General features: G+C 67.3%; 16 protein-coding genes. 6 read left to right on the top strand and 10 right to left on the bottom strand.

The window, feature by feature from the left end; all coding sequences use genetic code 11:
* Positions 1-632: 632 nt before the first annotated feature.
* Positions 633-5,153, top strand: a complete 4,521-nt coding sequence (locus ACZ54P_RS13230) for a HAMP domain-containing protein (protein ID WP_465461754.1) — start codon at positions 633-635, stop codon at positions 5,151-5,153.
* 13 nt (positions 5,154-5,166) lie between these two features.
* On the top strand, positions 5,167-7,539 hold the full coding sequence (locus ACZ54P_RS13225; RefSeq protein ID WP_465461753.1) for a SpoIIE family protein phosphatase: 2,373 nt from the start codon (positions 5,167-5,169) through the stop codon (positions 7,537-7,539).
* A gap of 237 nt (positions 7,540-7,776) precedes the next feature.
* Here ACZ54P_RS13225 and ACZ54P_RS13220 read toward each other — a convergent pair whose 3' ends face one another.
* The 4 genes from ACZ54P_RS13220 to ACZ54P_RS13205 all read right to left on the bottom strand — a co-directional run bounded on the left by ACZ54P_RS13220 (position 7,777) and on the right by ACZ54P_RS13205 (position 11,761).
* Entirely contained in the window at positions 7,777-8,619 is an 843-nt protein-coding gene (locus ACZ54P_RS13220; protein WP_465461752.1) for a hypothetical protein, read from the bottom strand.
* A 196-nt stretch (positions 8,620-8,815) separates the two neighbouring features.
* Positions 8,816-9,412, bottom strand: coding sequence for a hypothetical protein (locus ACZ54P_RS13215; protein WP_465461751.1), 597 nt, complete (start codon positions 9,410-9,412; stop codon positions 8,816-8,818).
* On the bottom strand, positions 9,405-11,084 hold the full coding sequence (locus ACZ54P_RS13210) for a PrsW family intramembrane metalloprotease (RefSeq protein ID WP_465461750.1): 1,680 nt from the start codon (positions 11,082-11,084) through the stop codon (positions 9,405-9,407). The genes ACZ54P_RS13215 and ACZ54P_RS13210 overlap by 8 nt, the downstream gene beginning before the upstream one ends.
* Entirely contained in the window at positions 11,081-11,761 is a 681-nt protein-coding gene (locus tag ACZ54P_RS13205; RefSeq protein WP_465461749.1) for a hypothetical protein, read from the bottom strand. The genes ACZ54P_RS13210 and ACZ54P_RS13205 overlap by 4 nt, the downstream gene beginning before the upstream one ends.
* 137 nt (positions 11,762-11,898) lie before the next feature.
* Here ACZ54P_RS13205 and ACZ54P_RS13200 point away from each other — a divergent pair, with 137 nt between their 5' ends.
* Positions 11,899-14,676 (top strand): AfsR/SARP family transcriptional regulator, encoded by a 2,778-nt coding sequence (locus ACZ54P_RS13200; RefSeq protein ID WP_465461748.1) that lies wholly within the window; start codon positions 11,899-11,901, stop codon positions 14,674-14,676.
* Between the two features lie 172 nt (positions 14,677-14,848).
* Here ACZ54P_RS13200 and ACZ54P_RS13195 read toward each other — a convergent pair whose 3' ends face one another.
* Positions 14,849-15,133, bottom strand: coding sequence for a hypothetical protein (locus ACZ54P_RS13195; protein WP_465461747.1), 285 nt, complete (start codon positions 15,131-15,133; stop codon positions 14,849-14,851).
* Positions 15,134-15,668: 535 nt separating this feature from the next.
* On the opposite strand from ACZ54P_RS13195, the gene ACZ54P_RS13190 reads away from it, so the two are divergent.
* A complete protein-coding gene (locus ACZ54P_RS13190) occupies positions 15,669-15,824 on the top strand; it encodes a hypothetical protein (protein ID WP_167386329.1) in 156 nt (51 codons plus the stop codon).
* Between the two features lie 267 nt (positions 15,825-16,091).
* Positions 16,092-17,444 carry a hypothetical protein gene (locus tag ACZ54P_RS13185; protein WP_465461746.1) on the top strand — a complete coding sequence of 451 codons (1,353 nt, stop codon included), beginning with the start codon at positions 16,092-16,094 and terminating at the stop codon, positions 17,442-17,444.
* Between the two features lie 84 nt (positions 17,445-17,528).
* Here the strand turns inward: ACZ54P_RS13185 and ACZ54P_RS13180 are convergent, their stop codons facing one another.
* The 3 genes from ACZ54P_RS13180 to ACZ54P_RS13170 all read right to left on the bottom strand — a co-directional run bounded on the left by ACZ54P_RS13180 (position 17,529) and on the right by ACZ54P_RS13170 (position 19,242).
* Positions 17,529-17,828, bottom strand: a complete 300-nt coding sequence (locus tag ACZ54P_RS13180) for a hypothetical protein (RefSeq protein WP_465461745.1) — start codon at positions 17,826-17,828, stop codon at positions 17,529-17,531.
* Positions 17,821-18,174 carry a DUF3253 domain-containing protein gene (locus ACZ54P_RS13175; protein WP_465461744.1) on the bottom strand — a complete coding sequence of 118 codons (354 nt, stop codon included), beginning with the start codon at positions 18,172-18,174 and terminating at the stop codon, positions 17,821-17,823. Before ACZ54P_RS13175 ends, ACZ54P_RS13180 begins: the two co-directional genes overlap by 8 nt.
* Positions 18,175-18,270: 96 nt before the next feature.
* The gene (locus ACZ54P_RS13170; RefSeq protein WP_465461743.1) at positions 18,271-19,242 is read right to left on the bottom strand and encodes a GlxA family transcriptional regulator; all 972 of its coding nucleotides are present in this window, start codon (positions 19,240-19,242) and stop codon (positions 18,271-18,273) included.
* Positions 19,243-19,358: 116 nt separating this feature from the next.
* Between ACZ54P_RS13170 and ACZ54P_RS13165 the strand changes: the two genes are divergently transcribed.
* Positions 19,359-19,715, top strand: a complete 357-nt coding sequence (locus ACZ54P_RS13165) for a hypothetical protein (RefSeq protein ID WP_465461742.1) — start codon at positions 19,359-19,361, stop codon at positions 19,713-19,715.
* 103 nt (positions 19,716-19,818) lie between these two features.
* Here ACZ54P_RS13165 and ACZ54P_RS13160 read toward each other — a convergent pair whose 3' ends face one another.
* A complete protein-coding gene (locus ACZ54P_RS13160; protein WP_465461741.1) occupies positions 19,819-20,607 on the bottom strand; it encodes an LLM class flavin-dependent oxidoreductase in 789 nt (262 codons plus the stop codon).
* A 61-nt stretch (positions 20,608-20,668) separates the two neighbouring features.
* The gene (locus ACZ54P_RS13155) at positions 20,669-21,643 is read right to left on the bottom strand and encodes a glycine betaine ABC transporter substrate-binding protein (RefSeq protein ID WP_465461740.1); all 975 of its coding nucleotides are present in this window, start codon (positions 21,641-21,643) and stop codon (positions 20,669-20,671) included.
* Positions 21,644-21,656: the final 13 nt, after the last annotated feature.

The raw sequence follows: 21,656 nt of genomic DNA, 5'->3' as shown, positions 1-21,656 counted from the left end.
ACCTCCAGGCCGCGGACACCGGGCGCCGACCGGAGAGCAGACCGTTTCGGAAACCGTATATGTGAAGCAAATCCTAAACGGTCGCGGCCTTCCCGAGCTTTCGGCCTGCTCACTTCAGGACGACAGCGACGCCCTCACCGTGCCGGGTGAAATCGGCGACCTGTCGCCGACGTGCTGAACCTGTCGCGGATGATCTTCTGCTCCAGGACCGGGCTGGTCCGCGAGAACGCCGGGTGTCGGTACCCGTCGAATCGCAGACAAGAATGTCCGCCGACATCTGGCGCTCCCTTTCGCGAGTCGGCGGAGCACTGCAGGCAGGTCCGCTACCTGGCCGATGTCACTGCCCAACCCCTTCTCCGGGAAGTTTGAAACGATCCAGTGACGAAAACAGTTCGAAAACCGCACACCAAAGTGCGGTTTCGCGCGACATCCGGTTCGTATCGGAGCGACCAGAAAACCGTTGACCGCGGGACCACGCCGGGCGGTCGCGGCTGGTTGCCCAACGGTCACGATGGGCAGTAGTACAGCTTCGCTATGCTCGTGAACCGTGCGGGCCGTTCCTTCTCGCCCGAACACTCCCTCGGCCGGTCAGTCGGTTCTTTTCTCGACTTGCGAATGAAGAGTGGTGGCGGATGAGTGGGTCGGCGGTTTCGACGATGAGTCGCGCTGGGGAAGAGGAGCTGCGGCAGCTTCTCGCCGGTTTGACGGCGGTGCGGGACGGGGACTTCGGCATTCGGCTGCCGGACGGCGACGGCGGCCTGCTGGGCGACATCGCGACGGTGTTCAACGGGATGGCGGACCAGCTGTCCCTGTTCACCTCTGAGGTCACCCGTGTCGCCCGTGAAGTCGGCAGCGAGGGTCAGCTCGGCGGCCAGGCGAAGGTACCGGGTGTGTCAGGCACCTGGAAGGATCTCACCGACTCGGTGAACGCGATGGCGGGCAACCTCACCACCCAGGTGCGTGACATCGCCCAGGTGGCGACCGCGGTGGCCCGGGGCGACCTGTCGCAGAAGATCGACGTCGATGCCCGCGGTGAGATCCTGGAGCTGAAGGACACCGTGAACACCATGGTGGACCAGCTGTCCTCGTTCGCCGACGAGGTCACCCGCGTCGCCCGTGAAGTCGGCAGCGAGGGCAGGCTGGGCGGCCAGGCGGAGGTTCCGGGCGTCGGCGGTGTCTGGCGTGACCTCACCGACTCGGTGAACTTCATGGCGGGCAACCTGACCGACCAGGTCCGGAATGTCGCGCAGGTGACGACCGCGGTCGCCAAGGGCGATCTGTCGCAGAAGATCACGGTGGACGCGCGCGGCGAGATCCTCGAGCTGAAGAACACCATCAATACGATGGTCGACCAGCTGTCCTCGTTCGCCGACGAGGTGACGCGCGTGGCGCGCGAGGTGGGCACCGAAGGCCGTCTCGGTGGCCAAGCCGACGTCAAGGGCGTCTCCGGCACCTGGCGTGACCTCACCGACTCCGTGAACTTCATGGCGGGCAACCTCACCGACCAGGTCCGCAACATCGCCCAGGTCGCGACCGCGGTCGCCAAGGGCGACCTGTCGCAGAAGATCAACGTGACCGCCCGCGGCGAGGTCCTGGAGCTGAAGGACACGCTGAACACCATGGTGGGGCAGCTGTCCGCCTTCGCCGACGAGGTCACCCGCGTCGCCCGTGAGGTCGGCACCGAAGGCCGCCTCGGTGGCCAAGCCGACGTCAAGGGCGTCTCCGGCACCTGGCGCGACCTCACCGACTCCGTGAACTTCATGGCGGACAACCTCACCGCGCAGGTCCGCTCGATCGCACAGGTCACCACCGCGGTGGCTCGCGGTGACCTCTCCCAGAAGATCCGGGTCGACGCGCGCGGCGAGATCCTGGAGCTCAAGGACACCATCAACACGATGGTCGACCAGCTCTCCGCCTTCGCCGACGAAGTCACCCGCGTCGCCCGCGAAGTCGGCACCGAAGGCAATCTCGGCGGGCAAGCGACGGTACGGGGTGTCTCCGGCACCTGGAAGGACCTGACCGACAACGTCAACGTGATGGCGTCCAACCTGACCGGCCAGGTGCGCTCCATCGCCCAGGTCGCCACGGCGGTCGCGCGAGGCGATCTGTCTCGCAAGATCACCGTCGAGGCCAAGGGCGAGGTCGCCGCGCTGGCCGACGTCATCAACACGATGGTCGACACACTCTCCGCGTTCGCGGACGAGGTCACCCGCGTCGCCCGCGAAGTCGGCACCGAAGGCATCCTCGGCGGGCAGGCCAGGGTTCCGAACGTCGCCGGCACCTGGAAGGACCTCACCGACAACGTCAACTCGATGGCGAACAACCTCACCGGCCAGGTCCGCAACATCGCCCAGGTCACCACCGCCGTCGCCCAAGGCGACCTCACCCGCAAGATCGACGTCGACGCGCGCGGCGAGATCCTGGAGCTCAAGACCACCATCAACACGATGGTCGACCAGCTCTCCGCGTTCGCCGCGGAAGTCACCCGCGTCGCCCGCGAGGTCGGCAGCGAAGGGCGGCTCGGTGGCCAGGCCGAGGTCGAAGGCGTCTCGGGAACCTGGAAACGGCTGACCGAGAACGTCAACGAACTGGCCGGGAACCTCACCCGCCAGGTGCGGGCCATCGCCAAGGTCACCAGCGCGGTCGCGGAAGGCGACCTCACCCGCTCGATCACCGTGGACGCCTCCGGCGAAGTCGCCGAACTCAAGGACAACATCAACTCGATGGTGGAGTCGCTGCGCGAAACGACGCGGGCGAACCAGGAACAGGACTGGTTGAAGTCGAACCTGGCCACCATCACCGGGCTGATGCAGGGGCGTCGTGACCTCGCGGTCGTCGCGGCCGCGGTGATGGATGAGCTGGTGCCGCTGGTCGCCGCGCAGTACGGCGCGTTCTACCTCGCCGACGACACGACGGAGATGCCGGAACTGCGCCTCGTCGGCGCCTACGGGCATCCGGACGGCGAGGAAGGCCCGGTGGTGCGCTTCAGGATCGGCCAGTCACTGGTCGGGCAGGCGGCGCGCAGCCGGCGCCCGATCGTCGTCGACGACGTCCCGGCGGACTACGTGGCGATCTCCTCCGGTCTGGGAAAGACGAGCCCGGCCAACCTGATCGTGCTCCCGATCGTGGTGGAGGATCAGGTCCTCGGCGTCATCGAGCTCGCTTCGGTCCACGGCTTCACCGCGGTGCACCGTGCCTTCCTCGAACTGCTGATGGAACAGATCGGCGTCAACGTCAACAGCATCGTCGCCAACGCGCGCACCGACGAACTACTCGGCGAGTCGCAGCGGCTGACCGCCGAACTCCAGACACGTTCGCAGGAACTGCAGTCACAGCAGGAAGAACTGCAGCGCTCCAACGCCGAACTGGAGGAGAAGGCCGCCCTCCTGGCGACCCAGAACCACGACATCGAGACGAAAAACCTCGAAATCGAGCAGGCCCGGCAAGAACTCGAGACCCGCGCCCATCAGCTGACACTGGCGTCGAAGTACAAGTCGGAGTTCCTGGCCAACATGAGCCACGAGCTACGAACGCCGCTCAACAGCCTGCTGATCCTCGCGCAGCTGCTCGCCCAGAACCCGACCCGGAACCTCACCTCCAAGCAGGTGGAGTACGCGAGCATCATCCATTCGGCCGGTTCGGATCTCCTGCAGCTGATCAACGACATCCTCGACCTGTCCAAGGTCGAGGCAGGGAAGATGGATGTCACTCCGGAGCAGGTGCCGCTGCGGCAGCTGCTGGACTACGTCGAAGCGACTTTCCGCCCGATGACCTCTCAGCGGCATCTCGACTTCCGGATCGTCGTCGGCCAAGACTCCCCCGCGCAGCTGCTGACCGACGACGCGCGTCTGCGGCAGGTTCTGCGGAACCTTCTCTCCAATGCCGTGAAGTTCACCAATACCGGTGGAATCGAGCTGCACATCGCGCCGGCGGGCGGGGAAGAACTACCCCCCGCCATGCACGCGAGCGGCCCGGCGGTCGCCTTCCGGGTCGTCGACACGGGTATCGGGATCGCCGAACACCAGCTCGAATCGATCTTCGGCGCGTTCCAGCAGGCCGACGGCACGACCAGCCGCAAATACGGCGGCACCGGTCTGGGGCTGTCGATCAGCCGGGAGATCGCCCAGTTGCTCGGTGGGCACCTCGCCGCGGAGAGCACTCTCGGCGAGGGGAGCACCTTCACCTTCTACCTTCCGATCGCGCGACCGGATTTCACCGCTCGGCCCGCGATCGGTACGGAACCGGCGCCCAGGCCCGCTATCGAGCCCGCGTCGCAGCCGTCTGCTTCGGCCCACCGGCGATTGCTGGTCATCGAAGGACGTCAGCGTGGTTTGCTGACCCTCGTCGCCGAGAGCGCGGCCGGCGATCTGGCCGACAGCAGGGACTTCGGTGTCGTGACCGCCGACGTCGAGGTGGTGAGTGCGGCCGGGACACGACAGGCGGCCACCGCGCTCGCCACCGATGCCTACCACTGCGTCGTGCTCGACCTCGACCTACCGGACGGGACCGCGTTCACCTTCCTCGAAGCCGTGCAAGGCGACCATGCCCTCAGAACCGTCCCGATCCTGGTACACAACACCAGGCGGTTGGACCAGGACCAGGAACAGTTGCTGCAGGCGCGGGCCGAGACCTTGTCGCTCGAGGTGCTTTCCGGCCTGGACGAACTGCGTGAGCGGCTCGCGCTGCACTTGTCGGCGGAGAAACCGGGAGCCGTCCTGCCACTGGTCCAGCCCGGCAACGAGTCGGCGCCCGTGCGCACACGGAATGTGGACAGCACCTTGAACGGCCGTACCGTGCTGATCGTCGACGACGACCCGCGCAACGTCTACGCCCTCACCGGAATCCTCGAGTTGCACGGCCTTCACGTGCTGCACGCCGAAGACGGCCGCAAAGGTGTCGAGCGGGTGACCACGCAGCCGGGCATCGATCTGGTCCTGATGGACATCATGATGCCCGAGATGGACGGATACACGGCCACCGCGACGATCCGGGCCATGCCCGAACACGCGAATCTGCCCATCGTCGCCGTTACTGCGAAGGCGATGCCTGGCGACCGCGAAAAAAGCATCGCGTCGGGCGCGAACGACTACGTCACCAAACCGGTCGACACGGACGAGCTGATCGCCTGCCTCAAACGACACCTGACGGCCTGAGCGGGATCGACCCATGTCCGTCGATGACACCGCGCGAGGGCACTCCGCCGACCTCGCCCCCAACGTGGCACGCCTGGCCGCCACGGTCACCCGTCTGCGCAGCGAGGTCGAACACGCGCACGCCGTCGCCGACGGCCGCGCCCTGATCGAACTCGCCAAGGGCGTGCTGATGGAGCGCCTGCGGTGCGGTCCGGGCGATGCGGCACGGCAGCTCGCGACACTCGCGGAACGCGCCGGAATGACGCGCTTGGAGTTCGCCGCCGACATCGTCGGCGAGGCCGCGAAGGATCGGCTCAGTGACGTGGCAGCGGAATTCCGGGCTCGCGCGGACGACCACGAAGACGAAGGTTCGGTCGCCGTACGGCTGCGGATGGCCGAAAGTGGCGCGCTGGCAACGGATGACACCCAGCGCGTCGCCGAAGCGATTCTCGAGCACGCGCTGCATCCCCTTGGGGCGACCGCGGTCGCGGTCTGGCTCACAGGCCCGGACGGCTCGCTCACACTGGCCGGCTCAGCCGGGTTCTCCGCCGAGGAGGCGGCCCGCTGGTGCTACGTTCCCCCAGGGGTGCCCACACCCGCGCATTCGGCGTTGGTCGAACGCGAACTGGTGTGGTTCCCGGCGTTGCGCACCTCCGGCCTTCCCTCGATCGGGCAGCACACCATGGCCGACGGGGTCCGGGTGACCATCCCGACCGGCACCGGCGGACGCATCGTCGGCGTCGTCGAAATCTGCTGGCCCGACAAGCCTGCCCTCGAATCCGACCGCCTGCGGCGGCAGTTGGAGGCACTGGCCGAGCTGTGCGCGCACACCCTCGACACCTCGACCGAAAGTGCTGTCGGCTCCCCTGTCCGCTCCGCCACGTCGCTGCTCGGCGAGCTGGTCGATCTCGTGGACAGGTTGCCTGATCCCACTCTTCTCTTGCGCCCGTGCGTCGACGAGGCCGATCGGCTAGACGACTTTCGGATCCACCACGTCAATTCCCGTTTCGTCGACCCGGCGGGACGTCCGGTCAATCGGATCGTCGGATCGCGGTTGCTCGAGGTGTATCCGTTGACAGCAGAGGAAAACGGCCTGCTGGACACGATCCACCGCGTCTACGCCACCGGCGAGCCGTTCCAGGATCGGAACATGATGCTCTCCACCTCGGTGGACCAGGTTCCGTTGCCCGTACTCGCCGACGTCACCATCAGCCGGATCGCCGACACGGTCCTGGTCGGCCTCCGCCTTCAGGACGACGCCGCGAAGCTGACCCTGTTGCTGCAGCACGCCCAACGACTCGGCCGGATCGGTGGTTTCGAGGAGAACGTCGTTTCGGGTGCGGTGCTGTGGAATTCGGAGCTGTTCTCCCTCTACGGACTTCCTCCCACCGCGGCGCCGCTTCCCCTCACCCGCCTCGCCGACTACGCACACCCCGACGATTCCCACTCGATCGGCCGATTTCTCCGCACCCTGTTACACCATCGACGTTCGGCGTCGACCGCCTTCCGGCTCCAACGATCCGATGGCGTCTCCCGCTACATCCGGGTTGTCGCCGAGCCGGTCGTCGACAGCCGGAACGAGCTCATCACCATTCGCGGCGCCTACCAGGACGTCTCCGCCCAGCACTGGGCCGAAGTCGCGCTCGCGGCCACTCACGACCGACTGGCCGAGACCGAACAGCAGGCGATCGAACACAACCGGCTCACCCTGCAACTGCAGCACGCGATCATGCCACCCGCGCGGGCGCCACTCGACGTACCAGGGTTGCGCGCCGCCGTCCGTTACCGGCCCGCCGAGAAGGAGAACCTCGTGGGGGGCGACTGGTACGACGCCGTCGCCCTGCCCAGTGGCGAGATCCTGCTGTGCGTCGGCGACATCGCGGGGCACGGTATCGAGGCGGCCACTGGCATGGTCAACCTCCGCAACGCACTGCGCGGCCTCGCCGCCACGGGCGCCGGACCCGCTCAGCTGCTCACCTGGCTCAATGTGGTCGCCTACAACCTCACCAACCAGGTGACCGCCACGGCGATCGCCGCGCTCTATCACCCGTCCAGCCGGACACTGCGCTGGGCACGCGCCGGCCACCTGCCGCCCATTCTCCGGCAGCAGGGCCGTACCACCACCTTGCCGCTCATCCAGGGAACACTTCTCGGTGCACTCCCCGACGCGACGTACGACGAGGAGCGACTGCGGCTCGACGACGGCGACGTCTTGCTTCTCTATACCGACGGTCTCATCGAACGCCGCGACCGTCCCGTCCAAGACTCCATCTCTCACCTCGTCGAACTCGTGGATACGCACAGCGGCAGCCTGGAACAACAGCTCGACGCCCTCCTCACCTTCAGCACCGCCGACACCGACGATGACACCTGCGTCGTCGCCATCGAAGTCGTCTCCGTGCCCTGACTGCGTGTGGGGCCGGAGCCGGTGGCCGTGCGCGACGACACCGACCCGGGCCAACACCCAAGTGCGTTGTGTGGTCATTGATGCCTTGCCCACACGAGGACCGTTGACGACAGCGCCTGCATTCTGCTGCGTCACAACGCCGAACGGCTGGCACTGACACTTGGCTTCACCGAGTGGAGTACCCGGGTTCTTCACCTCTACGGATGGGCGCACCGTGCGGTCCGCGACCCCGCCGCGTCAGAAGCTGCCGCTGCCGTAGTTGCTTGAGGGTCCGCCGTGGTACTTCGACCAGATCGGCGGATTACTCGGGTCGTAGGGACGCGGGATGATCACTTCGCCGGTGAGCCGCGCCCAACCGGATACCACGGTTTCGTAGTTCTCCTCCAACGCGCGAGCGGTCTCCTGCCCCCAATGCACGCCGGTGTAGCGATGTTCGGTCCGTTCCGCAATCAGCGCGGCGTGGACCTCCTGCACGGTATGCTCAGTGCCGCCTCCGACGTCCAGGCTCCTCAGATAGATCCAGAAGCTGCGGTGTCCGCCTGAGTGCGCGCGGATCTCGTGGGCCCACACCGGACCGGACACGTCGTCGATGGCCTCCGCACGTTTCTTCCTGGCCTGCTCCTCCTCTCGTCGTTCGCGCTCCTTCTCCCGCATGGCGTACTCCTCCAGGTAAGCGGGAAGATCACCCATGCTCTTCTGGTGGGCCGCGAGAGCGGCATTGAAGTCCGACTGTAGCCGCGCGCTCGCCGCGTCATACCCTTTCCGCAGCAGCCAGTTTCGCCGTGCGTACTTGATCCGCCACCTCAGGCCACCCCGAAACGGCGCCCGCAGGTGGAGGCTGACGGCTTCCTCACTTTCCTGCAGGGCGTGGATCTCCGCCAGCAGTCGGTCCGTCGCCGAGCACCAGCGGTCTCGGTCTTCCCGCCTCGCTCTGACGACTCTGTCCGAAGTGGAGCGTGATGAACCGGAGATCTTGGCGCACAGCAAGCGACTGTGCTCACTGAGTTCGGCGCCGACCACGTTGACCGTCCAGCCGCCCAGCAGGTTCCCGAGATCAGTGACGTAAAAGTCGAATTCCATTAATCCTCCTTCAGTATAAGGGAGTTTCGGCCTCGGGTACCGGAATCGACCGTTCGAACCGGTTCGTCGCGGCTGCTCGCACGCGGTGTGCGATCGGTCCGGAAACTCCGCCTGCGATGGTGTGCCGAGCCATGTTCTCGCCTGGCTTCGCCTCACGCTTCGCCGACCACGGCCCGGTGCAGCAGCGGTGAGCGCATCACCTGACCGGTGAAATGATCGTGCGGCCACCGATGGTGATCGTGCCCGTGACACGTCTTGCTTGGACGACATTGCCGCGGACCCCACCACCGATCGAATTCGCACCTGCCGGGCCCATTTCGCCGATGACGTTGTGTCGGCCGAGCTGGGCGACGTCACCGAACACGATGCCGGTGATGGTCGCGCCGTCCCACATGACCACATTGCCGTACACGTTGCCCTCGATGGTCCCGCCCTTCATGAACACGTCGCCACGCACGTCACCGTGGAGGAATTCGCCCATCAGGGGATTGGCGCGCAGTTCGTGGCTTCCGTCCGCTTTCAGGTGGGTGCAGGCGTCCTGCTCCTCCGGTAGTTGCGCACGACCTCGTGCATAGCTGAACGCGGCGTGGACCGCGGCGGCGCCGAGGGCGGCGACCACCGCGATCACTGACCCGACCGCGGGGTAGATACCGCCACAGCCATCGTTTCCCGGACTGTCCAGGGTGTTGACCAGGCCACCGGTGCACTGGGCGAGCGCTGTGGCCGGGGTGAGCAGCAGCCCGGTGAAGACGGTGGTCACGAGGAGGGCGGCCCGCCCGAACACGCTACGCATGACGGACCCTTCTCGGGCGGATTTCGTGGCCGGTCTTGAGGTCCTGGATGTGCCGCCGCAGCCGGGTGAAGTCCACATCCGCCCGGTCGGGGTCCTGGCGTGTCTGGTGCCAGTGACACATGCCCAGGTCGAGCTGAGCTTGGTACAGGCGGGACAGTCGGCTATAGGCACGCGGACCACCACACCGGAAGGCGGTGACGCGAGCACGGAACCGGCGGGCGGGGTTGAGCAGCACCGGAAGCTCGGCGGCGGTGACCGCGTCGTGCCCGCTGTTCGCCTCGCGCCGGAGCTCGGCGGTGAGCGCGGCGCTCTGGTAACGCAGGCCTCGGCGCAACAACACCAGGTACATGACGAGGAACGGGCCGAGGAGCAGCAGGACCAGGAGTGGCAACACGACCATGGCGAACACCGGTTCGCTGACACGGAACATCAGCGGCAGCAACGAGATCAGGCTGTTGTACAGATAGTGGCCGCAGATCGCGGTCAGCAGCCCGGAGCCGATCATGGCGCGCCGTGTTCTCGGGTTCCGTATCTGCCGGGCGGTGCCGATCGCCGCGCCGGCCAGTGCGGAGAAGGCCACATGCATCACCATGATCCCGACCACCTGCCGCAACCAAAGCTGGTACAGGGTGCCGCCCATGCCCGGGACCGCCATGTACAGCATCGACTCGAGGAAGTTGAATCCCAGCCCGACACTGGCGCCGACGACGAGACCGGACACCAGGTCGGTGACCCACCGCCGCGCCACGACGGCGATCAGCAGCACGCCGACACCCTTGGCCAATTCCTCGAAGACCGGACTCTTGAAGCCGTCGATGATCGCGACGAACCTGTTGTAGCCCAGCAGTGAGTCGCTCAGGGAGCCGTACAACAGCGGCAGCGCCAGGCCGAGCCCGGTGGCCACCACCGCGCCCCAGCCGAATCCGGCGAGCAGGATCCGGAACGGCATCCGCCGATGGCGTTGCATCCGGCGCACGGCCCACAGCGCGATCGCCGTCGTGGGCAGTGAGAGCAGCGCGGGAGACACCAGATCCGCTCCGCTCTGAACCATTCCGTGGATCAGCTTGATCAGGAGGGCGGTCGGCGGTAGGGCACAAGCCGAGGCCAGCAGCAGCTGACTGGTCCGGTCGCGACGCCTCAGTCGCTCGTCGTCGGTAGCGCGAGCGGGGTGGAGTCGGTCGCCGCCCAGGATCAGGCAAGCCAGCAACAGGGCACTGAGGCCGGCGTTCATATTCGCCGTGACCATCTCCGACACCTGGTACTTCGGCTGGACGAACAGCACGGCCGCCACCATCAGGTGGAGGGCGGACAGCACGGCCAGCACCGACGCCATGACCGCCAGGGCCCTGGTCACCGGTGCGTCGGGGGCGGCGAGCCAACGACGGCGCACCGCCCGGTACAGGACGACGAGCATCAGGAGCCGGATGAGGATCAGGAATCCGGCGGCGACCGACCGGGACGTCTTGGTCTTCGTGAGTCCGAAGCTCTCGGAGAACGCGCCGGCCGGAATCTCCAGAGCCGGCATGGTCAGGAAAAGCAGGAGCGGCACCAACGCCAGGACGGCACCGATCACCGCGCAGATCGCCAGAATCCGCCGGTGCGGATCAGATTCGTATTCCACCCTCCGGCCGGCGTCCCAGCCACCGGAATCACCCGCGAGTTTCCTGTTCACGACGGACGCACCCTTTCCGGCGACCGGGACTTCCGCGGTCGCCGATCTCTCCCCGGCTGAACGTGGCTGGCGAAGGGCCGCCCGTCGTGCACGACCCCGAGCACGCGCGCGCCTACGGCGGCAAGCAACGCGGCCGCACCGATCCAGGCGGAGGGAGTTCCGTCCGACACCGCTCCGGCGGACTGGGTCGCGACCACGCCGGCGGGGTCGTGGACGACGTCCAGCCGGGCACCTTCACCAGCGGCACGGAACGACAGAGACAGGCTCTCCTCGCGTCCGTCTCCACAGACGAGACGGTGGGCGTAGTAGGTGTCCGTGGTCGTGCTCCATTGCTGCCCGTCATAGGTTCGGATGGGCACGCGACGGGTCTCGATGTCGAGCACCGTGCAAGACGTGCGGACGCCGCGTTCGTACAGCGCCGCATCGTTCACTCCCTCCAACGCGGCGATAGCGGCGATCACCGTGGCCGCCGCTCCCGCCAGAATCCATCCCAGCGGTGCGGCGAGGAGCATGGAGGTCAGCCAGAGCAGCAGGCCGATGACGAACAGGACCCCGCCCAGCACGCGCGATGCGTGTGCGCTGAACCAGGCCCCGACCAGGGCCGAGGCGACCACGAGTGCCGGCTGGAGCACGGCGACGACCAACTGCGCCACCGGACCACCGGGGTGGAACCTCATGCGTGCCCTCTCCCTCCGCAAGCCGGTACGAGCACCCTGTCTTCGGCTACTACGGTGGGTGATCAGTCCTGTACCTATCTCGCGCTAATCTTGAAGCGGCAGGTGAGAGAGATTCTCGAGTGGAGCCAGGAGGTGCTGTGAGGGTCGAGTTCGCCGTCCTCGGCGACGTCCGTGTGCAGATCGACGGACGGGATCTGGACATCGGGCACGCTCGCCAGCGGTCCGTGCTCGCCGTCCTGCTTGCCGAGGCCGGCCACAAAGTGACCACCACCCAGCTGGTCGACCGGGTGTGGGGAGAGCGGGCCCCTCTACGAGCTCGAAATGCCCTCTACAGCTACCTCTTCCGGCTCAGGACCGCCCTGCGGAACGTCGCGGGGTTCGACATCGCTCGTCGGGGTGGCGGATACGTCCTGGAAGTCGACCCCGAGACCGTGGACTTGCACCTGTTCCGCAGCCTCCTCGGCCAGGCTCGCGAAGCAGCCGAAGGGCAGCCAGCGCTCACCCTGTTCGACCGCGCCTTGCGCCTGTGGCGAGGTGTGCCGTTCGACGAGATGGACAGCCCGTGGCTGGCGTCGGTGCGCGACCAACTGCAGAAAGAGCGGTTCACCGCCCAGGTTCAGCGTCACGACGTGGCACTGAACCTGGGGATGCATGCCGAACTACTGGCCGAGCTGGCGACCGCGTCGGCAGCGAACCCATTCGACGAGCGACTCGCCGGTCAGCACGTGCTCGGCCTGTACCGATGCGGGCGCCGGGCGGAGGCGTTGACGCGGTACCGCACGTTCCGCGCCCGGCTCGTGGCGGAGATCGGAGTCGAGCCCGGCGATCAGCTGCGACGTCTGCATCAGCAGATGCTCGCCTCGCAGGTGCCGCCTCCGCCCGCCGCCCAGCAGACGGCCCAGGCCCAGGAACGGGTCCCACAGCAGCTACCGGCGGCGTCACCGTGGTTCATCTCCCGCACCCACGAACTCGGTCTGCTCGACAACGCGCTGAAAGCCGCCGCCGGCGTGGTCCTGGTGACGGGTACCGGAGGATCGGGCAAGACGTCGTTGGCACTGCACTGGGCGCACCGCGAGGCCGGGCGGTTCCCCGACGGACAGCTGTACGTGAACCTCCGTGGGTTCGATCAAATAGGCAGACCGCTGTCTCCGGATGACGTGCTGCACGGTTTCCTGGAGGCGCTGGGCGTGCCGGCAGAGCACGTCCCGGCCGGTACAGACGCACGGGCCGCGCTGTACCGCAGTCAGCTGGCTCGCCGACGAGCACTGGTGATGCTGGACAACGCCTACGACGCCGACCAGGTCCGGCCCCTCCTGCCAGGTGGCGCGGATTGCCTGACGGTGATCACCAGCCGTGACCGGGCCACCGATCTGATCACCCACGAAGGAGCCGTGCCCGTCCCCCTGACCGTGCTCGACGAGACCGAGGCCGTGTCGCTTCTCAGCAGGCGGCTGGGACCCGACCGGGTGACCGCCGAACCCGACGCGGTGACGCGACTCGTCGCGCACTCCGCCCGGCTTCCGCTGGCCTTGGCGGTGGTGGCGGGTCGCGCGGTGGCCAACCCGGCGTTCCCGCTGAGCGCGCTGGCCGACGAACTACACGATGAGAGAGCTCGGCTGGACGCGTTGGAAGCGAACGGCACCACATCGAGCGTGCGAACGGTGTTCTCTTGGTCGTACCGGACGCTGAGTCCCGAGGCGGCCCGGCTGTTCCGGCTGCTGAGCCTGCATCCCGGCCCCGACGCGGACCGGTTCGCCGCGGCCGCGCTGGCCGGGATCGACCTGGCACGCACCCGCACTCTGCTGGACGAGCTGACGCGGACACACCTCGTGGACGAGCATCGCCCCGGCCGCTTCCGCTCGCACGACCTGCTCCGCGCGTACGCGACCGAGCTGACCGAGCAGGAGGACACCGAGCACGAACGGCGAACGGCGTTGCGCCGATGCCTCGACTTCTACCTCCGCACCGGGTTCGCCGCCGAACGACACTTGGCACCGCACTGGCCACCGATCACACTCACCGCGGCACAGGACCACGTCCCGCGCTTCCCCGTCACCGACTATCACCAGGCCATGCAATGGCTCACCGCGGAGCACGCCACACTGCTCGCCGCGACGGCGGCAGCCGTCCGCGCACGCCTGGACGTGCACGCCTGGCAGTTGCCCTGGGTACACAGCACCTACCTGAGCAGACGAGGACACCTGGCGCAGCGCGCCGAGTCCCAGCGAACAGCGCTCGAGGCCGCCGACCGCCTCGACGACGACCTCGCCCGGGCGACCAGCCGACATCTACTCGGCAGAGCCGAAATCCTGTTGGGAAACCAAGACCAAGCCCTGAAGCACCTGCGGCACGCACTCGAGGGCTACGCGCACCTCGGTGACACAACCGGCATGGCCCTCACCCATTTTTCCCTCAGCTCGGCCTACGACCTGCAGCAGTGCCACACCCGGGCACTGCAGCACGCCCACGACGCACTACGGCTATGCCGCGAAGCGGGCGACCACGCATGGGAAGCCTTCACGCTCACCGCCATCGGCTGGTACCACGGCAAGGCGGGCCATCACAAGCAAGCCCTCGCGCACTGCAGCGAGGCCAAACCCTTACTGGACCGCATCGGAGACCGAGACGGCCGAGCCCACAACTTCCACTGCCTCGCACGCGCGCATTACGAACTCGGCCAGCACACCGAAGCCGCGCAGTGCTACCGCGACTCACTCGCCCTCTTCCACGAACTAGGCAGCTCTTACTTGGAAGCAACGACTCTCGACCACCTCGGCGACGCGCTACAGGCCGCAGGCGACCACCACGGAGCCTTCGACGCATGGACCCGGGCGCTCGAAATCCTCGAACCGCTGACCCACCCCGACACCGTCGAGATCGAAGCCAAGCTCCTCAACACCAGCGCGCGCCGATAGCCGGCAAGGAACAGGACGCATGAATCCGAGCACCTTCAAGATTCAGCGGATCGTCGCGTAAATGTCCTTGGAGGTTGTCTCGGCACCCGTGACCACCGCAACCTGACGGCGCCCGGTGTGGCGGGTCCGATGTGGACTGTCAAGCCTGAACGGCGGATAGTGGCCAAGGCCGTCAGCGTCTCCGGGTGGCGGTGCGGCGCGGGGTCGTCGGGCGTTTCGCGGTTGTCGTGGAGCGATGAGTCGTGGCCCGTGTCGGCTCCGGCGTCAGCTGGGTCGTAGTGGTCACCGGCGTTTTCGGCGGTAACGACGTCGGCGTCTTCAGGGGGCCGGTCGCCACCGTCTTCGGGGCCTGCGGGATCGTCGGGGGCACCACCTGGCCCTTCCCCGACCCGCCCCCGGCGCACGCGCCGACCAGCACACCCGCGCTCATGACCAGGCCGCCCCACCACATCCGCATGGCCCGGACCCTAACAGCCGACGCCTCCCCGGTCTTCGGCTTGCAGATTCACCGCCTCGGCACCGTTCTGCGGTGTTTCGGCGTGAAATCGGCGCATTCGCTTCTCTTGGGCGAAATCACGTCGAGCGCGGTACTCGGCCGGTCGACGCCACCAAGGCAGCACAGCGGGCCAGCGAGATGTGCCGACGGCGTGCCATCTCCCTCAGTTCGCCGCCGGCCCGCTCACGGCTGACACCTCGAGCGACCAAAACGGCCATCGCCCGCTCGACATCACCGACGGGCACAACTGCTTTCCTGCGAAACAACACTGCTTTTCCTCCGACGGCTGTTCACGACGACTCAGAGCCTTTACCCGCGAACGGTCGCCCTAAACCGTGAGATGCGGCGCACGGTTCCGGCGGAGCATCCGAAACTTCCCGACATGGAAGCGAAACCGGGGCGGCGATGTTTGACGTGACTCCGGCTGGGGCACTACGAGCACCAGTCCCCATCGTGGCGGCGGATTCGTACCGACCGCTCCAGAAAGTGAGTAACCATGATCGTGCTCGGAGTCATCATTCTCGTGATCGGCCTGATCGTCGACATTCCCGTGCTGACCACCATCGGCGCCGTCGTCGCCGTAGCGGGCGTGGTTCTCGCGATCCTCGGCAGCACGGGACGCAAGGTGGGCGGCCGCGCCCACTGGTTCTGAGCCACTCGTCGTCCGACCCGATGGCCCCGGTCCGCGCTTCGCGCGGACCGGGGCCACTTTCTTGCCCACGTCCTGCGGCCCCTCGTGGAAGCCCTGCCGAGGCAGGCCAGAACCTGACACCACCGCTACACACCGAACTCGGTGCGATACTCGGAGACGAACCGGGAGCGGTGGATCATCTCCCCCATCCCCGGCTCGACCAGATCGAGCCCGCGCTCCTGCCCACTACACCGGGTCAAGACGTACCATGGTGATCAGGCAGTAGGTGTGACGCTGTTGGACGGTGCCGGTCGGGGCAAGCTCCCTGCTGCTGGTGCTCGCGGCTGTCGATTGACCAACGCTGTCGTTTCTTCTCACTTCTGCTCGCATGCCACAGCCGGCTCTGGCCGGTCCGACTCACTCCACAGGAGACTCTCCATCAGCGTCCCAGTCGTTCTGCCGTACGCCGTCAGCGCTCCTCGTTCTCTCATCGACGTATATGGTCCCGGCATCGCCGTCTGCGCGCGGCCCGAACTGGCCGCCACCGAACCGGTGAACAGGCACCGCCACAGCCGCGACGTCGTCTCCGCGCGACCGATCGCTGTCGCGGCTGACATGCCGGTGATCTGCAGCGCCGGGGGCACGGACCGGGATTTACTGGCGCACCTGCGTGACAGCGGCCTGCCTGTCGGCACAGACCTGCGCGAGTTCCGAAGCGAAAGAGAATTCGCGGCCCGCGTGACCGAAGCGATGTCCGACGGCTTGCTGATGTCGATGGAGTACCCGCAGCCGACCACGCTGTGCCCGGACGAACGCGCGCTCAAAAGCGCGCAACTCGTCGGTTACTTGAACAACAAGGCCAGCATCACCACGTTGGTCGATCCACGTTTCCAGGCGCACCGCAGCGTCGTGACTCGCGCGCAACTCCCGGAGGCGGCACCGGCGGAGAAGTCGTGGGTGCTCAAGGCCGCGACCAACGACGCGCACGGCGGCAGCCTTGATGTCTATCTGCACCGGGCCCACGAGCAGATCACTCTGCCGGCGTTCACCGATGTGCTCACCGAGTTCGTCGTCGAGGAGTATCTGCAGATCCTTCGCAACTGGGGCTTGCAGTTCTACGTGGGGGCGGACGCGCGGGCTCGCCTGCTGGCTGTGACCGAACAGCGCGTCGACGCGACCGGGGTCTATGCCGGCGGCAGGTTCGGCGCGGTCACCACTCCCCCCGCCGAACTGCTCGCCGAATGCCTGGCGATCACCCAGCGCGCCGCCGATGTCGGCTACCGCGGCCTGTGCAGCCTTGACTGCGCCCAAACCCAGGACGGCCAGCAGGTCGTGCTCGACCTGAACTTCCGGATCACCAGTGGGTCGATCCCGTTGCTGGCGATGCAGTCCGTCCGCCCCGACGCTCTCGACAGCCCCGCCGAGTCCGTGAAGCTCACCGTCGCCGGCGCACTCACCGACCTGCTCGCCGAGATACGCCCGGCTTTGGCCGCCGGTGGCCTGCTCATCGTGGCCGGTCATGACACCGGCCACACGGACAACCCAATCAGGCAAAGCACCTTGCAACTGCTGGTCCTCGGGGACGACCCCGACGAGGTGACCGCTCGACGCCGCACGCTGGAAGAGAAAACCGGCCAGTAACGCTGTAGCAGGAGTCAGACGCTGTCGCCCATCGAGGGGATACAGCGATGCTGGCTCTGGTGGCCTGCGGGTTCCGGCAGGGGGTCAGCTCAAGATGTCCAGGCCCCGCTGCCACCGTTGCCGCCGCTCCGCGTGATCCTGCTCCCACCATGGGGTACCGCGCTCGCCCAAAGCGACCTTGGCGGTGTGCACCCGCGCCCGGGCCTCTCGCTCGGCTTCGGAATCCCGGGCACGGCGGGCCGCGCCGACGTCCCGGCGAGCCCGCATCAGCAGACCGCGCAACCGCGCTGCCGCTTCTTCCGGGATCTCCGGATCGGTCGCTCGCCAGCGCCGGCCGTCGATCACGACGAAGCGCCCGTCGGGCGTGCGGTCCGGCTCAGCCATCCGCGCGCCCCGACAGGCGGATCCTGATCGGCCCCTCCCACTCCCCATCCGGGTCGAGCGACCGGTCACCCTGGGTCAGTCGCACCTCCCCGGACCGCGCGAGTTCGCGTGCCAGGTCCCGAGCCTGCGGCAACAGCGGACGCCACTCGTCCACCACCGCCCTGGCCGCATCCGAAGGACACGTGCTGCTGCCCTCGCCCCTCGCGAAAGCCAAGGCGAGGATGGCGGCCCGCAGCCGATCGGGAAGCGGCCCGGTGCCCAGAGCGATCCGGGATTGTGCCGCGCCCGGTCCAGCACTCGCGCTAATCCGCTCCAGTTCTCTTCGTGGCCCCGGTCGATCGGTCATGCCTCCAGGGTCGCACCGATCGGCCCCTTTCGCCGCGTACACGGTGAGCGACCCCCATTTCGGAGCGCCGGATATCCCGAAGTAGGCATTTCCGCGCTATCGGGAGCCGAATGTGCGGCGATAGGCGGCGGGGGTCGTACCGAGGCTTCTGTGGAAATGCTGCCGCAGTAGATGTCCGTTGTTGAAGCCGGTGCGGGCGGCGATGCTGTCGATGGACAGTGTGGTGGTTTCCAGTAGCTCACGGGCCGCGGTGAGGCGCTGCTGGTTCAGCCATTTCAGCGGGGGAAGCCCGACTTGGCGAGTGAAATGCCTGCCGAACGTCCGGGTGCTCATCGCCGCGTGTCGCGCGAGTTGTTCGATGGTCAGCGGTTGGTGCAGGTGGCACAGGGCCCAATCCAGAACGGCGGCGAGGCTGTCGACGTTCTCCGGCGGTTTCGCCGGTGCCGGGATGTACTGTGTTTGATCGCCTTCCCGGTGCGGAGCCATGACCATGCGCCTGCCGACCTCGGTGGCGATGCCCGCACCGAAGTCCTGCCTGACGATGTGCAGGCACATGTCGATCCCCGCGGCGGTACCGGCGCTGGTGAGGACGTCCCCTTCGTCGATGTAGAGCGCGCGTTCGTCGACCGTGACCCGCGGGTACTCGCGCCGCAGATCGTCGGCGTGCATCCAGTGTGTGGCGGCTTTGCGCTCGTCCAGGAGTCCCGCGGCGGCCAGCACGAAAGCGCCGGAGCACACCGACGCGATCCGTGCGCCTCGGCGATGCGCTCCGCGAAGCGCGTCCACCAACGCGGCCGATGGATCGTAGGGAGTGACCGGTGTCGCCGGTACGACGACCAGGTCCGCCGATTCGATGGCGTCGAGCCCGCGGCAGGACTCGATGAGCAGCCCTCCCTGCGCGCGTTGCGGACCTGGCCTCGCCTGACACAGGACCAATTCGTACCAGCGAGAGGTCAGATCCAACCGATCATGGCCGAACACCTCGCATGGCACCGCGAGTTCGAACAACGGAAGATCGGCCAGTAGTGGCACGACCACCTGCACCCGTGCGGCCCCCATGACGCTCATGGCGTAAATCTTACTCGGCCTGACGTGAAAGCCACTGTTTCGGAAACAGGAAACCATCGAAACTGAGTGTTGTTCGTTGAACGACAAGTCGCTTTCGAGAACTGAGGTAATCAGCTATGCCTAATTCGCTGAAGCGGGCAATTATTCTCGCCGGTGTGGTGCTCGGGATCGGGCTGAGCGGGAGTGCCGCGTTCGCCGCGGACGACAAGGGCGCGGTCACCGACCGAGCCGGTACGTCGGTCGATTCGACCTACGTAGGTGGATTGCCGCTGGACAACTGGTGTCAGCTCACCGGGCACGCCCGCTCCGGGATCATTCGCTGGGACGTTTATGGCTGGGTCTGCGTCGACCACGACGGCGGGCAATCCGGTATCGACCTGAACGCCGCCTGCGATTTCTATTGGGGCACCGATACCTACGCCGCGTACACCAACTACAACGACCCGTACTCCTGGGGCTGCTACCGCGACTGATCGGCTCCGGCCAGGGCGCCGACACGCTCGAGCCCGTAAGCCAGGTGGCGTTGACGCGAACATCGTCTTGTCCGCGTCAACGCCACCTGGCTTCGGGCTGCTGTCAGCGGGACAGCGCGGCGATGAGCGGGCTCGGATCGGGATGCTGCGACGTGCCTTGCAGGATGACGGAGGTGGCGCCGGCGGCGGCCAGTTCGTCGATCAGAGCGCGGGCACGGTCGCCGAGGGCGGGAATGTTCGGTTCGATCTCCGCGAAGACGATGACCTGCGGCGCCGGCCTGCCCGCTGCCTGGGCGGCCTCGGCTACACGGGCCGCCTCCGAAGCGACGTAGTCCGGGGTGACGAGCAAGGCGTCCAGGAGCACGCCGTCACCCACCTCACCCGCCAGCGCGACGGTCTTCGGCCCCCGCCCGCCGATGATGAGCGGCGGGACCCGCACCGGCGGCCAGTCCAGCGCCACCGCGTCGAGGTTCACATAGCGCCCGGTCACGCTGACGGTCTCGCCGTGCAGCAGCCGCCGGACGGCGTCGGCGTGCTCGCGCAGCAACGTCATCGGCGACGCGGCCCGGGCACCGACCTGCGCCATCCAGTCGAGCACCCCGTGCCCGGCCGCCGGGACGAACCGGCCGGGGAACATCCGCGCCAGCGTCGCGATCTCCATGGCGGCGACGGCCGGGTTGCGCAGCGGCACCGGCATCAGGCCGATCCCGACGGTGAGCCGCTCGCTCCACGCCAGCGCGGCCGCGGCACTGGTGAGACCACCTTCGAGAAAGCAGTCCTCCCACAGCCACAGTTCGTCGATACCGGCCTCATCGGCCGCGACGACGGCCTCCCGCAGCTCCTCCGGCGGCAACTGCGGACGGAACACCACACCAACACGAACCTCGGCCATGATCCCTACGCTAGTCCCACCCCGGCCCTCCGTCGCCGGGTGATCGGCTCGCCGCGGGAATTCAGCTGATGAAGCCCGCCGACTTGAGCCAGTCGCGGGCGACCGTGGCGGACTTCTGGCCGTCGACGCTGACCTTTTTGTTCAGCTCCGTGAGTGTCGCGGTGTCGAGCTTCGCGGCGATCGGGGTGAAAACCTGCTCCAGCTGCGGATATTTCTGGGCGAGCGGAGTGGTGATCGTGATCGCGGGGTTGTATATCGGGAAGAAGTGCTTGTCGTCCTCCAGCACGGTGAGGTTCTGCGCGGCAACGCGCCCGTCGGTGGAGGCGACCGAGCCGAAGCCGCAGGGGTCTCCCTTGCCGACGCTCGGGTAGACGACGGCGTCGTTGAGCAGGTGCACCTGCGGGTCGGGCAGGGTGAACCCGTAGGTCTTCGCCAGCCCGGGGAAACCGTCGTCCCGGCTCTTGAACTCCGGCCCCATACAGGTCGAAGCCGCGGCCGGGTCCCGCTTCACCAGGGCCGCGTAGTCGGACAGCGTCTTGACGCCGGTCCGGGCCAGTGTCGCCGGATTGCCGGCGAGAGCGTAGGTGTCGTTGGCCGGTGAGCGCGCCCACCAGGTGACGCCGTTGGCGGTGTCGGCTTGTTTGACCGCGTCGTACTGCGCCTGGGGATCGCTGATCGGCTTGGTCTGGTTGAGGTAGCTGATCCAGGCGGTGCCGGTGTATTCCCAGTACAGATCGACCGCGCCGCTGGTGAGCGCTTGGCGGACGTTGCTCGAGCCGGTGATGTTGGTCTTGTCCTGCGGGCTGGCCCCGGCCGCCTGCAGGGCGACAAGGGCGATCTGGCCGAGCAGCAACTGCTCGTCGAATTCCTTGGAGCTGACGCGGATCTGGGCACCGTTCAGCGCGTCGATCTTCTTGATGGATCCCGCGCCCACCTGGGCGCCGGTCTCGTCCTTGCCGATCGTGCAGCCGGCCGCGAGCGCCGCTGCCGCGACGAGCGCGAGCGCGGCGGCTGTCGTGCGCTGAAGCATCCGCATGGTTGGTCCTCCT

The sequence above is a fragment of the Amycolatopsis sp. NPDC034160 genome (assembly GCF_055575355.1).
Note: the sequence above shows the minus strand (reverse complement) of the source record. Positions and strands in the feature narration are given on the sequence as shown.

Excerpts from the sequence above, each read along its gene's own strand:
- ACZ54P_RS13165 (WP_465461742.1), top strand. The coding sequence starts at position 19,359 with ATGCCTAATTCGCTGAAGCGGGCAATTATTCTCGCCGGTGTGGTGCTC.
- ACZ54P_RS13170 (WP_465461743.1), bottom strand. The coding sequence starts at position 19,242 with ATGAGCGTCATGGGGGCCGCACGGGTGCAGGTGGTCGTGCCACTACTG.
- ACZ54P_RS13155 (WP_465461740.1), bottom strand. The coding sequence starts at position 21,643 with ATGCGGATGCTTCAGCGCACGACAGCCGCCGCGCTCGCGCTCGTCGCG.
- ACZ54P_RS13190 (WP_167386329.1), top strand. The coding sequence starts at position 15,669 with ATGATCGTGCTCGGAGTCATCATTCTCGTGATCGGCCTGATCGTCGAC.
- ACZ54P_RS13230 (WP_465461754.1), top strand. The coding sequence starts at position 633 with ATGAGTGGGTCGGCGGTTTCGACGATGAGTCGCGCTGGGGAAGAGGAG.
- ACZ54P_RS13220 (WP_465461752.1), bottom strand. The coding sequence starts at position 8,619 with ATGGAATTCGACTTTTACGTCACTGATCTCGGGAACCTGCTGGGCGGC.
- ACZ54P_RS13180 (WP_465461745.1), bottom strand. The coding sequence starts at position 17,828 with ATGGCTGAGCCGGACCGCACGCCCGACGGGCGCTTCGTCGTGATCGAC.
- ACZ54P_RS13195 (WP_465461747.1), bottom strand. The coding sequence starts at position 15,133 with ATGCGGATGTGGTGGGGCGGCCTGGTCATGAGCGCGGGTGTGCTGGTC.
- ACZ54P_RS13205 (WP_465461749.1), bottom strand. The coding sequence starts at position 11,761 with ATGAGGTTCCACCCCGGTGGTCCGGTGGCGCAGTTGGTCGTCGCCGTG.
- ACZ54P_RS13215 (WP_465461751.1), bottom strand. The coding sequence starts at position 9,412 with ATGCGTAGCGTGTTCGGGCGGGCCGCCCTCCTCGTGACCACCGTCTTC.
- ACZ54P_RS13175 (WP_465461744.1), bottom strand. The coding sequence starts at position 18,174 with ATGACCGATCGACCGGGGCCACGAAGAGAACTGGAGCGGATTAGCGCG.
- ACZ54P_RS13225 (WP_465461753.1), top strand. The coding sequence starts at position 5,167 with ATGTCCGTCGATGACACCGCGCGAGGGCACTCCGCCGACCTCGCCCCC.
- ACZ54P_RS13160 (WP_465461741.1), bottom strand. The coding sequence starts at position 20,607 with ATGGCCGAGGTTCGTGTTGGTGTGGTGTTCCGTCCGCAGTTGCCGCCG.